The organism is Comamonas sp. MYb21 (genome assembly GCF_037479395.1).
Classification (GTDB): Bacteria; Pseudomonadota; Gammaproteobacteria; order Burkholderiales; family Burkholderiaceae_C; genus Comamonas.
In genome coordinates this window covers 93,735-108,817 of the sequence record NZ_JBBGZC010000017.1, presented here as the reverse complement: position 1 = coordinate 108,817, position 15,083 = coordinate 93,735, and the positions used below count along the sequence as shown (strand labels likewise).

Annotated in this window: 10 protein-coding genes; 2 read left to right on the top strand and 8 right to left on the bottom strand. The window is 63.6% G+C overall.

The annotated features are described in order from the left end of the window. Positions 1–76: 76 nt before the first annotated feature. Positions 77–1,351, top strand: a complete 1,275-nt coding sequence (locus WH367_RS22200) for an MFS transporter (RefSeq protein WP_312988668.1) — start codon at positions 77–79, stop codon at positions 1,349–1,351. 45 nt (positions 1,352–1,396) lie between these two features. Here the strand turns inward: WH367_RS22200 and WH367_RS22195 are convergent, their stop codons facing one another. From WH367_RS22195 to WH367_RS22175, 5 genes are all read right to left on the bottom strand, one after another. Next, positions 1,397–2,605, bottom strand: a complete 1,209-nt coding sequence (locus WH367_RS22195; RefSeq protein ID WP_339537696.1) for an FAD-dependent monooxygenase — start codon at positions 2,603–2,605, stop codon at positions 1,397–1,399. Between the two features lie 90 nt (positions 2,606–2,695). Continuing rightward, complete coding sequence (locus tag WH367_RS22190; protein WP_339537695.1) at positions 2,696–5,554, bottom strand: putative bifunctional diguanylate cyclase/phosphodiesterase; 2,859 nt, start codon at positions 5,552–5,554, stop codon at positions 2,696–2,698. Between the two features lie 158 nt (positions 5,555–5,712). Then, positions 5,713–8,637 carry an aconitate hydratase gene (locus WH367_RS22185; RefSeq protein WP_339537694.1) on the bottom strand — a complete coding sequence of 975 codons (2,925 nt, stop codon included), beginning with the start codon at positions 8,635–8,637 and terminating at the stop codon, positions 5,713–5,715. Between the two features lie 485 nt (positions 8,638–9,122). Continuing rightward, on the bottom strand, positions 9,123–9,410 hold the full coding sequence (locus WH367_RS22180) for an H-NS histone family protein (protein WP_021027731.1): 288 nt from the start codon (positions 9,408–9,410) through the stop codon (positions 9,123–9,125). A 121-nt stretch (positions 9,411–9,531) separates the two neighbouring features. Then, positions 9,532–10,824, bottom strand: a complete 1,293-nt coding sequence (locus WH367_RS22175) for a hemolysin family protein (RefSeq protein ID WP_339518800.1) — start codon at positions 10,822–10,824, stop codon at positions 9,532–9,534. A gap of 41 nt (positions 10,825–10,865) precedes the next feature. Between WH367_RS22175 and WH367_RS22170 the strand changes: the two genes are divergently transcribed. Then, positions 10,866–11,708, top strand: coding sequence for a symmetrical bis(5'-nucleosyl)-tetraphosphatase (locus WH367_RS22170; RefSeq protein ID WP_339537693.1), 843 nt, complete (start codon positions 10,866–10,868; stop codon positions 11,706–11,708). Between the two features lie 52 nt (positions 11,709–11,760). Here the strand turns inward: WH367_RS22170 and WH367_RS22165 are convergent, their stop codons facing one another. The 3 genes from WH367_RS22165 to dcd all read right to left on the bottom strand — a co-directional run bounded on the left by WH367_RS22165 (position 11,761) and on the right by dcd (position 15,066). Then, positions 11,761–13,212: a DEAD/DEAH box helicase gene (locus tag WH367_RS22165; RefSeq protein ID WP_260719043.1), complete on the bottom strand. Its 1,452-nt coding sequence runs from the start codon at positions 13,210–13,212 to the stop codon at positions 11,761–11,763. 185 nt (positions 13,213–13,397) lie between these two features. After that, a complete protein-coding gene (ypfJ, locus tag WH367_RS22160; protein WP_116924863.1) occupies positions 13,398–14,276 on the bottom strand; it encodes a KPN_02809 family neutral zinc metallopeptidase in 879 nt (292 codons plus the stop codon). A 223-nt stretch (positions 14,277–14,499) separates the two neighbouring features. Continuing rightward, positions 14,500–15,066 (bottom strand): dCTP deaminase, encoded by a 567-nt coding sequence (gene dcd / locus WH367_RS22155; RefSeq protein WP_021027736.1) that lies wholly within the window; start codon positions 15,064–15,066, stop codon positions 14,500–14,502. Between the last annotated feature and the right edge of the window lie 17 nt (positions 15,067–15,083).

Below are 15,083 nucleotides of genomic sequence, written 5' to 3'. Positions count from 1 at the left end.
CGTATCAAAGGTTATGTTGGTGACTCTATTAGGACCGGCACCCTCTGGCCCTGGCTTGTTGCCCGCACTCTCAGCCATGCCGGTCCCACCTACACCCTCCCCCACCGGGCGCCCTGCGGCGCCCTCGTCCACCCTGCTCTGGGCCATGCTGCTGACCTTGCTGTCGGCCTTCTCGCTGAGCCAGGCCTTCCGCACTGTCACCTCCATCATTGCCGATGGGCTGCGCACCGATTTCGGGCTCTCGGCCGAGTCGCTGGGCGCCTTTGCCGGTCTGTTTGGCCTGTCATTCGGCGTCACGCAGCTGTTCATGGGCGTGGGCATGGACCTGTATGGCCTGCGCAAGACCGTGCTCACCGCCTTCCCGCTGGCCATTGCCGGCTCGCTGATCTCGGCGCTCGCGCCCAGCTACCACGGGCTGATGCTGGGCCAGCTGCTGATCGGCATTGGCTGCTCGCCGGCCTTTTTGGCCTGCACGATGTTCATTGCGCGCCATTTCCCGAGCGACCGCTTTGCGTTCATGTCCGGCGTCGGCATGGGCGTGGGCGGCCTGGGCCTGCTGTTTACCGGCACGCCGCTGGCCTGGCTGGTGCAGCACTACGGCTGGCGCTGGGGCTTTGGCCTGCTGGCCGTGCTCTGCGCGCTGTCCTGGATAGCGATTTTTTTGCGCGTGCACGAACCGCATCTGCCCAGCGATGACCTGCCCAAGCCCAGCTGGCTCACGGCCGTCAAGGGTTTTGGCGGCCTGCTGCTGGTGCCCCATACCTGGGCCATCGCCATCATGGGCATGGTGGGCTATGCCTCGTTTCTGACGGTGCGCGGGCTCTGGCTCAGCCCGATGCTGATCGACCGCTATGGCTTCTCGCTGGTGGCGACCGGCAATGTGGCCTTGGTGGTGTCGATGATCTCGCTGTTCACGCCATCGGTCTTTGGCCGGCTGGACCCGGGCCCGGCACGCCGCCGGCGCCGCATCATCGCCGGGGCGGCCGTGATGGCCTGCACTTTCTGCGCGCTGGCCTTTGTGCACCATGCTGCGGCCACCGTGGCGCTGATCATGTTCATGGGCCTGGCCTCGGGCTACTCGGTGCTGCAGTACGCCGATGTGCGCTCCTCCTACCCCAAGGAGACCACCGGCCGCGCGCTGTCGGTCTACACGATGGCGATGTTCCTGGGTGTGGCGCTGATGCAGTGGCTCTCGGGCATCGTCGCGTCCTACGCGCAGCAGCACGGCGGCGAGATCTACCAGTATGTGATGCTGTTTGTGGCCGGCATGCTGATGCTGGGCTGCCTGGCCTTCCGCTTTTTGCCACAGTCGCCGCTGCTGCTGGCGCAGCAGGCCCCGGCACGCCATTAGGCCCCATCGGGCCTGGCGCGGCTTGTGCGGCTTGGCGCGCCCGCGCTACAGCGCCGAGGCCGATGAGCCATCACCCCGGTACAGCCAGGGCACATCCATCAGCTTGGCGCCCATGGCGCGCAGCGCCGTATCGCGCCCCAGGGCCACCAGGCCGCGTGCATGGAAAATCTCGCCATTGCGGATCGCGCGCGCCTGCACCCGGGCATTGCGCTGCCAGCGGTTGAGCGCATAGCGCCGCAAGCGCAGCGGCATCTCCAGGTCATGCATGGTCAAGGCACGCTGCAGCTCGGCCGCATCTTCAATCGCCATGCCCGCACCCTGGGCCAGGTAGGGCCGCATCGGGTGGGCGGCATCGCCCAGCAGCGCAACCAGGCCCTGCGCCATCTCCTGGGGGCCAGTCATCGGTGCGCGGTCTGCCAGCGGCCAGAGCCGCCAGGCAGCGCCTGTGGCATTCACCGCTTCCACCAGGCCCAGCAGCTGGCGGTGCGCACCGGCCAGGCACCGCTGCAGATCGGCGCCGTTGCCGGCATGGTCCCAGTGCTCCAGGTCATCGGGCGCGGCGCCCTCGACAATGATGACCAGGTTCTGCATGTCGCCGCCGCGCACGGGGTACTGCACTGCATGAAAACGCGGCCCCATCCAGGCGCTGACCACGTCGGTGCGCCAGGCCGCCGGCAGATCGCTCTGGCGCACCAGCGCCCGGTAGGCCAGGTGGCCAGTCACGCGCGGGGGCGCATCATGGAGCAGGCGCAGCCGCGTGCGGCTCCAGATGCCATCGGCCCCGACCAGCGCATCGCCCTCGATCTGCTTGCCCTGCTTGGTGGTGATGGTGACGACGCGGCCGTTGTCCTCGTGGTAGTCCACGGCGTTGTCCAGGTTGAGGTGCAGATCGGCGCTGGGCCGCACCGCATCGAGCAGCAGCTGGTGCAGGTCGGCGCGGTGGATGGTGGCGTAGGCTGCGCCGTAACGCGCCACCGCTTGCGCGCCCAGGTCCAGCCGGGCCAGCTCCTGCCCGCTGATGGCATTGCGCGAGACCAGCGCCTGCGGAAAGGCTGCGACCGCCTGCAGCGGCCTTTGCAGGCCCCAGGCCTGCAGGCGCCGCACGACGTTGGGGCCCAGCTGCACACCGGCGCCCACTTCGCTGAACTGCGCAGCGCGCTCAAACAGGCGCACCTCGGTGCCCGCGCGAATGGCAGCCAGCGCAGCGGCCAGGCCGCCGATACCACCGCCGGCGATCAAAATCTGTTCATGCATACCGCCATTGTGCCCAGATTGCAGGGCCCGCCTTGTGCGCTAGCGCAACAGGCCTCGTGGCTGGCTGCAGCACCCGGCGATGGGGGCAGCTCAAGCCGGCCGGAAGCTGGCGAAGCCGTGCAGGCGCTCGAACTCGCCAATCGGCACCGGACGGCCAAAGTGGAAGCCCTGGAAGCGCTTGCAGCCGTTGCTGACGAGAAAATCCACCTGCTCGGAGTTCTCCACGCCTTCGGCCACCACTTCGAGCTCCAGGCTTTGGGCCAGTGCCAGGATGGTGCGCACAATCACCGCGTCGCTGACGTCGCTCAGCACATCGCTGACAAAGCTGCGGTCGATCTTCAGCTGGTCGAGCGGCAGGCGCTTGAGGTAGGACAGCGATGAATAACCCACGCCAAAGTCATCGAGCGAGAAGCCTACGCCGCGCTCCTTGAGCTGGCGCATGCGGTTGACGGTTTCATTGACATCGCCCAGCAGCAGGTTCTCGGTCAGCTCCAGCTTCAGGCGTGCGGGGTTGGCACCCGTCTGCGCCACAATGCCCAGCACCTCATCGACAAAGCCCTGGTTGTGGAACTGCCGGGGGCTCACATTGACCGACATGGTGAGCGCCTGGGTGGAGGGGCTGGCCGCCCACAGCGCCAGCTGCTCGCAGGCGGTGCGCATCACGAAGTTGCCCAGGTCGACAATCAGCCCGGTCTGCTCGGCCAGGTCGATGAACTCGATCGGCATGACCAGGCCACGCGCCGGGTGGCGCCAGCGCACCAAGGCTTCCGCGCCCACCAGGCTGCCGCTGCCATTCATCACCGGCTGGTAGTAGACCTGCAGCTCGCCGTCGTGGATCGCCTGGCGCAGGTCGCTTTCCAGATTGGCACGCGCGTTGACGATGGCCTGCATCTGCGGATCAAAGAAGCGCTGCGTGTTGCGGCCGGCCGATTTCGCCTCGTACATCGCCAGGTCGGCGCGCTTGAGCAGCTCCTGCACCGTCAGCGATTCATGGTCGCCAAACACCGTCACGCCAATGCTGGGCGTGCTGTGGTGGGACTGGCCGTCGAGCACAAAGGGCTGCTTGAAACGGGTGATCACATGCTCGACCACCGAGCGCACATGGGCTTCGGCCTGCACGCGCTCGGCGCCCAGGTTCTCGACCAGCACGACAAACTCGTCGCCGCCAAAGCGCGCGACCACATCGCCGCTGCGCACGCTGGCAATCAGGCGCTTGCCCACTTCGCACAGCAGCCGGTCACCCTTTTGGTGGCCCAGCGAATCGTTGAGGTCCTTGAAATTGTCCAGATCGATGAACAGCAGCGCCGCATAGGTGCCGCGCTGCTTGCAGGCGATGATCGACCATTCGAGCCGGTCCATCAGCATGCGGCGGTTGGGCAGGCCGGTGAGCACATCGAAGAACTCCAGGCGCTCGATCTCCTTGCGCGCGCGGCTGCGCTCGGCCAGGTCGCGGCAGATGCACAGCAGGCCGGTGACCTCGCCATTGGCGGCGCGAATGGCCGATTTGGTGATCTCGAAACGGCCCTGGTAGCCATTGTCGGCAAACTGCAAGGTCTCTTCGTAGACGACGGGCGTGTTGCTGTTGCGCGCACGCAGGTCGGTTTCCCAGTCAGAGGGCATGCGCCCTTGCAGGCCCAGGTCCGAAGTCGTGCGGCCAATGATCTGCGCGTGTGCCAGGCCCACCAGGCGCTCAAACGCCTGGTTGCAGTGCAAGAAGCGCCCATCGGCCCCCTTGAGCACGACCAGGTCCGGGATGGCACTGACCAGCGACACCAGCTGCGACTGCTGCTCCTGCACGCGGCCGACCATCAGCTTTTGCATCGACACATCGTGCGAGAGCAGCATGAAGGCATGCGCATCGCGCCCTTGCGGGGCGACCAGGATATCGGTCTGGAAGTGGCGCAGGCCCTGGGGTGTATCAATGCTTTGCTCAAAGGCGAGCGACTGCCCTGCGCGCAAGCGTGCTAGCCAATCGGGGGCCTGGCTGCGCAGGCTGGGGGCGAGCGCCGCGGTCCAGGGCTGGTCCACCAGGCTGGACACGCCCAGCCATTCCAGCTGGGTGCGGTTGGCATGCACGATGGCGCCCGCGCCGTCAACCCGCACCACACCGATGGGGGCCTGCTCCAGCCATTCCTCGCCCTGCAGGCGCGCCGGGTGGGCCGAGGCCCAGCCCACCAGGCTGTGGCGCAGCGAGGCCATGATCAACACCAGAGCCAGCACCGACAGCGCATAGCACCAGGCCGCCTGCTCCAGCAGCATCGCCCAGTGGCTGCCCGCGCCCAGCAGGATGGCCGCTGCGCCCACGGCCAAGGCGGCCGCGAGTCTCAACACCGTCCAGCGCCCGGACTGGCCGGCAAAATGGCGGCTCTGCACCGCAGCCCAAGCGCAGCAGGCCAGCATACCCAGCGGCAAGACATAGCGGCGCACGCCGTCCAGATCGACCAGGCCTTGCGCGACCACCGCCGTCACCGCCACCAAGAGCGCCGTCGCCGTCAGCACCGCGCCATTGCTTTGCAGCTGCAGCCAGTGGCTCGCGCGGAGCACGGCACCTGGGCAGTTGCGCCGCGCAGAGGACAATAACTCTAGGGAGACTATCAATAGACTTATTGATAGCAAAAGATTGACGGACAGCTCCAGCCACAAGGCTGGCCGGCTGCCGTGCTCAGACAAGCGCAGCGGCAGTGCCAGCACCACCGCAAAGCCGCCTAGCACCACGGCACTGCAGACCCACAGCGGCCGGCCCATGAAAGCGCTGCCAGCGCTGCCCTGCAGCAGCAGGCGCCCGCCCCAGCCGAGGGTGGCCAGGGCAGCGAGCAGCAGCAAGACCTGCACCCAGGTCTGCAGCGCCCGGGCAAAGCCCACGCCCTGCGCATCGGTAGACACCAGCCCCGCCAACAGCACCCCGCCAGCGAGCAAACACCACATGATCCGCGTGTGGATCTCGTGCATGCGCCTGCCTAGCGACAAGGGGGTGTAGGGGTGGGCCATAGTTGGCTAAATGTAATTAAAAGTAAACTAACGTCCATCTATTTGACCAGTAACGGTCAACAAATGCAAACGGGCCTCGTTGCAAACAAGGCCCGTGTTAGTCGCGCGTAGGTCAACTCTTACAGCAACTGGCGTAAAACGAAGGGCAGTATACCGCCCTCCTTGTAGTATTCGACCTCGATAGGCGTGTCAATACGCAACACCAGCTCGGCTTCGGTAACGCTGCCATCCGCGCGTTGGATGACCAGTTTGGCCTTGCTGCGCGGCGCGAGCGAGGGGTCGGGCACGATGTCGATCAGCTCGTCTCCGCGCAGCTTCAGCGTCTCCCAGCTCTCGCCTTGCTTGAACTGCAGCGGCAGCACGCCCATGCCCACCAGGTTGGCGCGGTGGATGCGCTCAAAGCTGCGCGCCACCACCGCCTTGATGCCCAGCAACTGGGTGCCTTTGGCCGCCCAGTCGCGGCTGGAGCCGGTGCCGTATTCCTCACCGGCAAACACCACGGTGGGCGTGCCCGCTGCCATATAGCGCATGGCGGCATCGTAAATGAAGAGCTTGCTGCCCTGTTCCTCGCCCGGATTTTGGTAATGCGTCAGGCCACCCTCTTCGCGCGAGCCGTCCGGCCCAGCCGCCAGCATCTGGTTCTTGATGCGCACATTGGCAAAGGTGCCGCGCATCATCACCTCATGGTTGCCCCGGCGCGATCCATAGCTGTTGAAGTCGCTCTTCTTGACGCCATTGGCCAGCAGCCATTGGCCGGCCGGTGAGCTGTCCTTGATCGAGCCAGCGGGCGAGATATGGTCGGTGGTAATCGAATCACCAAATAGCGCCATCACCCGGGCCTTGCGCACCGCATTGTCGCGCTGCTCGGCACCGGGCTCGGGCGCTGCCAGCGAGAAATCCTTGAAAAAGGGTGGCTCGGCAATATAGGTGCTGTCCGGCCAGGTGTAGGTGGCGCCGGTCACGCCCTTGATCTTCTCCCAGAGCTTGCCCGGCTCGCTGCTGACCTTTTCGTAGTTGGCACGGAAAGCCTTGCCATTCATCGCGAATTTCATCAGCTTCTGCACCTCGTCGGTCGTCGGCCAGATATCGCCCAGGTAGACGTCGCGGCCGTTCTTGCCTTGGCCGACCGGCTCGGTCATCAGGTCCTTGCGCACATTGCCGGCAATCGCATAGGCCACCACCAGCGGCGGGCTGGCCAGGAAGTTGGCGCGGATATTGGGGTGGATGCGCGCCTCGAAGTTGCGGTTGCCCGACAGCACGGCCGCACAGACCAGGTCATGGTGCTGGATGGCGCTGTTGAATTCGGGCAGCAGATCACCGGCATTGCCGATGCAGGTGGTGCAGCCATAACCGGCGATATTGAAGCCCAGCTGCTCCAAATAGGGCAGCAGCCCCGACTCGGTCAAATACAAGGTTACCAGGCGCGAGCCAGGGGCCAGCGATGTCTTGATGTGCGACTGCACACGCAGCCCGGCCTTGACGGCCTTCTTGGCGAGCAGGCCCGCAGCCAGCATCACGCTAGGGTTGGAGGTGTTGGTGCAGCTGGTGATGGCGGCAATCAGCACATCGCCATTGTGCAGGTCCACATCACGCCCTTCGATGCGCTCGGCATGGGCATCGGCCGCTTCCAGTGCCGCTTCCGCATCCACCACGGCCGGCTTGTTGGCCACCATCTCGACCGCATTGCGCGGCGAGCCGGCCGGCAAGGGCTTGGCAGACGGCTCGGCGGTCTCGCCAGCGCCATTGATATGCACCTTGACCGGGCGAGCCAGCTGGTCTGCTGGCAGGTTGAAGCCGTTTTGCGCGACAGGCGCGCTGAACAGCGCATCGAACTTGGCAGCGACCTGGCCGATCTCGATACGGTCCTGGGGCCGCTTGGGACCCGCCAGGCTCGGCGCCACGGTGGCCAGGTCCAGGCGCACCACCTGGGAGTAGTCAATATCCCCCGCCTTGGGCACGCCGTACAGCCCCTGGGCCTTGAAGTAGGCTTCAAAGGCGGCGATCTCGGCCTTGCTGCGGCCCGTGCCCTTGAAGTAGTCTATGGTCTTGTCATCGACCGGGAAAAAGCCCATCGTGGCACCGTACTCGGGCGCCATATTGCCGATGGTGGCGCGGTCGGGCACCGACAGGCTGCGCGTGCCCTCGCCAAAGAACTCGACAAACTTGCCCACCACCTTTTCGCGGCGCAGCATCTCGGTGACGGTCAGCACCAGGTCGGTGGCGGTCACGCCTTCGCGCAAGCTGCCAGAGAGCTCAAAGCCCACCACATCGGGGGTGAGGAAATAGACCGGCTGGCCCAGCATCGCCGCCTCGGCCTCGATACCGCCCACGCCCCAGGCCACCACGCCCACGCCATTGATCATCGTCGTGTGGCTGTCGGTGCCCACCAGCGAGTCGGGGTAGTAGACATGCTGCTTGTCCTGGTGCACGCCGCGCGCCAGGTATTCCAGATTGACTTGGTGCACGATGCCAAAGCCCGGCGGCACCACACCAAAGGTGTCAAAGGCCTGCATGCCCCATTTCATGAACTGGTAGCGCTCGTTGTTGCGCTCGAACTCCAGCTTCATGTTCAGGTCCAGCGCGTTCTTGCTGCCGTAGTAGTCCACCATGATCGAATGGTCCACCACCAGATCGACGGGCACCAGCGGCTCGATGGCGCTGGCATTCTTGCCCATGCGCTCGGCCGTGCTGCGCATTGCCGCCAGGTCGGCGAGCAGCGGCACGCCGGTGAAATCCTGCAGCACCACGCGCGCGACGACAAAAGGAATCTCCTCGGTGCGCTCGGCCTGCGGCTTCCAGTTGGCCAACTGCTCGACATGCTCGGGCAGCACGCGCTGGCCATCGCAGTTGCGCAACACCGACTCCAGCACGATGCGCAGGGACATCGGCAGGCGCTGGATATTGGGGAATTGCTTGCTCAGCTCGGGCAGCGAGTAGAACTTGCCTTTGCTGCCTTTTTCCGACTTCTTGGACGAAGGGATCGAGAGGGATTTGAAGGTCGAGGCGAACGCATGCTGCGCTGTCTCATGAGCACCTGATTTCATCGTGACTCCTGTTTTGCGGGTATTAGACTGAACGCTGCAAACAGTCTACTCCCGGGCCAGGTCTTGCATATGTCATCCAAAGGCTAAGCCCTGCAATTGCCTGTGCGATCGCAGGTGTGATCGCCATACGATTTGCGCATTCCGATTAAGCATCCAGGTCGGTTGTCTAGGCAGCGAAATGCGAACCACTTCAGTAGCTGTCCATCCGCCACCCAATCTCCACAGAATCTACAAAGTCGTAAAAAAAATGAATAAGCCTATAGATTGTTAAATGCAATTATAGCAAGGCACTATGAGCAATTGCATACATTTAGCACCGCTCAGATATGACGGATGGATGGGCAGATAGTTAGCAACAATCCATTCCTACAAAAATAGGAGAAATTAAGAAGATATGTGCTAATTTTTATAAAGCTGCCCAACCCGTCGACTCCGCAACGAAAAAAACCTGCCGAAGCAGGTTTTTTCTTTGAAGGATGTCCAACTTAAATCGCGAACTTTTCACGATCTTGGCCTTCAATCCACTTTGGCGCCTTGCCGCGGCCCGTCCAGGTAGCGCCCGTAGCGGGATCGCGGTACTTGGGGGCGACCTTGGAGCCTGCGGAAGCCGAGCGGCCGCGTGCAGGAGGGAATACATCCTGTTCGGTCAGGCCGTAATCTGCCACCAGCTTGCGCACCTGATCTACGGCGGTCTTCAGTTCGTTGCGACGAACTTCTTCACGCTGTTGTTGCAGGGCTGCCAGTTGGGCATCGATTTCCTTCAAAGTAGGCATGTTTAATATCCATTCAATTCAGTTAACGCTTGCAGTATACCTAAAAATGCAATAACCGAGTAAGTCCACACATTTTTATATTTAAAGGAATGGTAAACCTGGATCTACACACCTGTAACGTTTAGTAATCAAGTGCCATCGCGTCCAGCCTGGCGATTACCTTGTCGACGCGCTTGCCCTCCAGCGCCAGCACCTCAAATACCCAGCCCGCGCAATAAATCTTTTCCCCCAAAGGGGGCAGATGGCCTGATTCCGCCATCAGCATGCCGGCCAAGGTGTTATAGCGGCCCTTGTCCTCATCGGGCAACTCCTTGATTTCCAAACGCGCCTTCAATTCGGACACCGGCATCAGGCCATCGAGGTACCAGGAGCCGTCGTCATTCTGTACCGCCCAGGCCTCGCTGGCCGCGCCGGGTTTGAGCTCGCCGGTAATCGCTTCGAGCACATCGCGCGGCGTGATGATGCCCTGCACCACCCCGTATTCATCCACAACAAAAATCATGCGGCCCGCACGGGCGCGGAATTGCTCCAGCAGTTCAAAGCCGCTGAGCGTTTCGGGCACATAGCTGGCTGCCACGGCCACCTTGGCAATCGCGGTGTTGTGCGTATCAACGACGTCGAGCAGCTGCGCCACGCTGACCAGGCCCACCACATTGTCGAGCGATTCGCGGCAGACCGGATACCAGGAATGCGCACCCTTGCCGCTGGAGGCACGCACCTCGTGCAAGGCCTGGGCCACCGTCAGATGGGCATCGAGCCATTCCACATCGCCCCGGGGCACCATCATCGAGATCAGCGGCCGGTCATCCAGATGGAACACGTTCTGCACCATCTGGTGTTCGTGGTGCTCGATCACGCCAGCGTCTCGCCCCTCGTCCAGGCTGGCGACGATTTCTTCTTCGGTGACCGCGCGGTCCGATTCATCCTTGATGCGCAGCAGGCGCAGCACGCCTTGCGCAGAGATGGCCAGCAGCCAGACAAAAGGCTTGGCAATGCGCGACACCCAGGTGAGCGGCAGCGCAATGATGCGCGACGACGCCTCGGGGTACATCTGGCCAATGCGCTTGGGCACCAGCTCGCCAAACACAATGGTCATGAAGGTGATGACAATGATCACCGTGGTCGTGGCCACCACCGAGGCAACCGAGGCCGGCATACCCCAGGTGATCAGCGATTGCGCCAGCCCATCGCTGAACGCCGCCTCACCGAAAATACCGTTGAGCATGCCGATCGAGGTGATACCCACCTGAATCGAGGATAGAAATTGGGTAGGATTGCTGAGCAGATCCAGCGCCGCCTTGGCGCCCTTGTCGCCACTTTCGGCCATGGCCAGCAAACGGGACTTGCGGCTGCTGGCCAGCGCCAGCTCGGACATGGCAAAGACCCCGTTGAGCAAGGTCAAAAGCGCGATCAAGAGTACGTCTAACAAAATAGTTCACAGGTAGTTCAACAAGCATGTCACTTTACTGTATCGGCGATATCCAAGGCTGCGATAGCGCTTTGGGCCGTCTGCTGGCCAAAATCGACTTCTCCCCCAGCCGCGACACGGTCTATCTGCTCGGCGACCTGGTCAACCGGGGCCCCGAATCGGCCCAGACCCTGCGCCGCTGCATGGCTTCGGACGGCAGCATCCTGGCCTTGCTCGGCAACCATGACCTGCACCTGCTGGCGGCGGCGCATGGCCGGCGCAAGTTCTCCCGCCGCGACACCCTGCTGGAAGTGCTGCAGGCACCCGATGCCGTGCAGCTCTTGGAATGGCTGCGCCAGCAGCCGCTGGCACGCAGGCACACACTGGGCGGCGAGCAGCTGCTGATGGTGCATGCCGGCGTGCACCGCAGCTGGGATGCGGCCGATACGCTGCGCTATGCGGCCGAGGTGGAAGCGGTGCTGCGCAGCGACGAGTTGACCCGCTTCTTGCAGGCCATGTACGGCAACACCCCTGCGCAATGGGATCCGCAGCTCACCGGCATGGAGCGCCTGCGCATGATCACCAACGTGCTCACGCGCATGCGCTTTTGCCATGCCGATGGCAGCCTGGATTTTGACAGCACCGAGAGCCTGGCCGAGGCCCCTGAAGGCCTGACTGCCTGGTTTGACCTGCCCGGGCGTGCCACTGCCAACACCACCATCGCCTTTGGCCACTGGTCCACCTTGGGCGATCTGCAGCGCCCCCACCTGCTGGCGCTCGATACCGGCTGCGTCTGGGGCGGCTGCCTGAGCGCAGTGCGCTTTGGCGACACGCTGGCCGAGCGCGAGCTGATCCATGTGGATTGCGAGCAGGCCCAGCAGCCGGGCTGAAAAAAAGGCCTCAGCGGGTGGCTGAGGCCTTGGTCCATCGTCGTTACCGAGATTATTCAGATGCTGGCGACGGCTTGAACAGCGCAGCGACCTTGCGGCGCGGCTTGATGCCGGGGCCACGTGCTGGCGCCGGCTTGGCGTTCGCATCCCAGGCAGCGGGCTCGGCCGCCTTGGGCTCGTACGGCTTGTCAAAGAAGGGATCGCGCGAGACGGGTGCGGGACGGTAGCGCTCACGGCGGTCCTGCGCATCGTCCTCGCGCGGCGCGCGGCGGTCGCGGCTGCGCGAGCTGTCGCGCTCACGGCCAGCTTCACGCTCACGGCGCTCGCGGTTGCCATCGTTGAAGCGCTCGCGCTGGGGCTGCTCGTCCAGTGCAAAGTTCTCGACGTCGATCTTCTTCTTGATCAGCTTCTCGATGTCCGACACATGGCGGGCATCGGCATGGGAGACCAGCGTGACGGCCAGACCCGATGCGCCAGCACGGCCGGTACGGCCAATGCGGTGCACATAGTCTTCGGCATTGAAGGGCACATCAAAGTTGAAGACGGCGGGCACATCCTTGATGTCCAGACCACGGGCGGCCACATCGGTGCAGACGAGCAGATCGACTTCGCCTTGCTTGAAGGCTTCGAGCGCCTTGAGGCGCTCGTCCTGGCTCTTGTCGCCATGCAGCGCTGCGGCACGCAGGCCTTCACGCTCCAGCGTACGGGCCAGGCGCGAGCAACCCAGCTTGCTGTTGACGAACACAAAGGCCTGGCGGATCTGGCGCTCGCGCAGCACCTTGGTCAGCACACGGCGCTTGTCATCGTCCGAGGCAGCGTAGAAGCGCTGCTCGACGGTGGACGCGGTTTCGTTGGGGCGTGCAACCTCGATCGTGACCGGGTCTTGCAGGTAGCTGCCAGCCAGGCGCTTGATCTCGGGCGAGAACGTGGCCGAGAACAGCAAGGTGGTGCGCTTCTTGGGCAGGAAGGACAGGATGCGCTGCAGATCGGGCAGAAAACCGATGTCAAGCATGCGGTCGGCCTCGTCCAGCACCACATACTCCACCTGGTTGAGCACCGCGTTCTTGGCTTCGATGTGGTCCAGCAGGCGCCCGGGGGTGGCCACCAGAATTTCCACACCCTTTTTGAGCTCCAGGGTTTGGGGCTTCATGTCCATGCCGCCAAACACCACGGTGCTGCGCAGCTTGGTGTGTTTGGCGAACTGGGCAATCTGCTGGGCGACCTGGTCGGCCAGCTCACGCGTAGGCAGCAGCACCAGCGCACGCACCGGATGGCGGGCAGGCGATGCCGAGCTGTTTTCGTGCACCATCATCCGCTGGAGCAGCGGCAATGAGAAAGCAGCTGTCTTGCCCGTGCCAGTTTGTGCAGCACCCATGACGTCTTTCCCGGTCAGCACCACAGGGATGGCCTGTGCCTGAATGGGAGTCATGGATGCGTAGCCCATCTCGGAGATGGCTTTGGCCAGGGGCTCGGCCAGATGAAGGTTGGAGAAAGAATTTGTCATGTAAGCCCCCTATTGTCGCACTGCAGACAAATCGGCGCTTGGCTTAACCCTGTCTTGCCTTACGGATTCGCACACGGCCCCTGAAAATCCGGGCTGGCCAGCGTAGCAACGGGCGCCGCCAGCCTGCAGCAGATTGCCGCAGCGCAGCGGCCCAGCCCGATTTTTGGCGGTCTGGACCGGCTGCATCACAGGCTGCCGGCCTGGAAGGTATCGCAGGACTGGACACTGCCGGTCTTGTAACCCTGCGTGAACCAGCGCACGCGCTGGGCGCTGGAGCCATGGGTAAAGCTGTCGGGGCGCACGGTGCCGGTGGCTTCGCGCTGCAGCTTGTCGTCACCGATCTGCTGGGCGGCATTCACGGCCGATTCGATATCGCCCTGCTCCAGCCAGCTCTTGGCCTGCTGCGAATGGTTGGCCCAGATACCGGCATAGCAGTCGGCCTGCAGCTCCAGCCGCACCGACAGCGCGTTTTGTTCGCGCTCGCTGATGCGGCCGCGCATCGCATCGACCTTGCCCGAGATGCCCAGCAGGTTCTGCACATGGTGGCCCACCTCGTGCGCCACCACATAAGCGCGCGCAAACTCACCGGGCGCGCCCAGCTGGCGGCTCATGGTGTTGAAGAAATCCATGTCCAGGTAGACCTTCTGGTCGCCAGGGCAGTAGAACGGCCCCATCGCCGACTGGCCGGTGCCGCAGGCGGTGCGCGTGACGCCGGTGAACAGCACCAGGCGCGGCGCGCGGTACTGGGCGCCACCCTTGGTGAAGATGTCGCTCCAGACATCTTCGGTCGAGGCCAGCACGGTGGAGACAAACTTGGCGCCCTGGTCATTGGCCGGTGGCGCCTTGGCCGGGCCTTGCTGCGTGGGCGCGGGCGAGCCGCCGCCCGAGAGCACGCCGATGGTGGTGAGCGGGTTGATGCCAAACACCCCCCAGCCAATCAGCGCCAGCACCACGGTGCCAATGCCGATGCTGCGCCCGCCCAGGCCAAAGCCTCCGCCGCCCCCGCCACCACTGCCGCGGCGGTCTTCCACATTGCTCGATTCGCGGTTGCCTTCCCATTTCATGGTCGCTCTCCTTGCAGTGCCCTGGCACTGCCTCTGTTATTGATCCGTCTACAGTAGCGCATTTGCGGAGGCCCAGCGCGTAAGACCGGCTCCCGAGCGCGCAGAAAATCTGCCTGCAGCGCCCCCATTGAAGAAAATTTGCAAAGGCCCTGGCGACGGTGCCACCCTCCAGTAAAAAAGCCACTCCAAAACGGGAGTGGCTGTGGGGCTCAGCGCGGCATTGTCAGGCCTTTGGCAAGGTGACGCCATGCTGGCCCTGGTACTTGCCATTGCGGTCCTTGTAGCTCACCTCGCAGGGCTCATCACCACGCAGGAACAGCACCTGCGCGCAGCCCTCGCCCGCATAGATCTTGGCCGGCAGCGGCGTGGTGTTGGAGAACTCCAGGGTTACATAGCCTTCCCACTCGGGCTCGAAAGGCGTCACATTGACGATGATGCCGCAGCGCGCATAGGTGCTCTTGCCCAGGCAGACGGTCAGCACATCGCGCGGAATGCGGAAGTACTCGACGGTGCGCGCCAGCGCAAAGCTGTTGGGCGGAATGATGCAGTAATCGCCTTCAAAATCGACAAAGCTTTTTTCATCGAAATTCTTGGGGTCGACCACGGTGCTGTGGATGTTGGTGAACACCTTGAACTCGCGGGCGCAGCGGATGTCATAGCCATAGCTGGAGGTGCCGTAGCTGATGATTTTCTTGCCATCCACCTGGCGCACCTGACCGGGCTCGAAGGGCTCGATCATGCCGTGCTGTTCCGCCATGCGGCGAATCCACTTGTCGCTTTGAATGCTCATGTCTGAAATAACTCCTA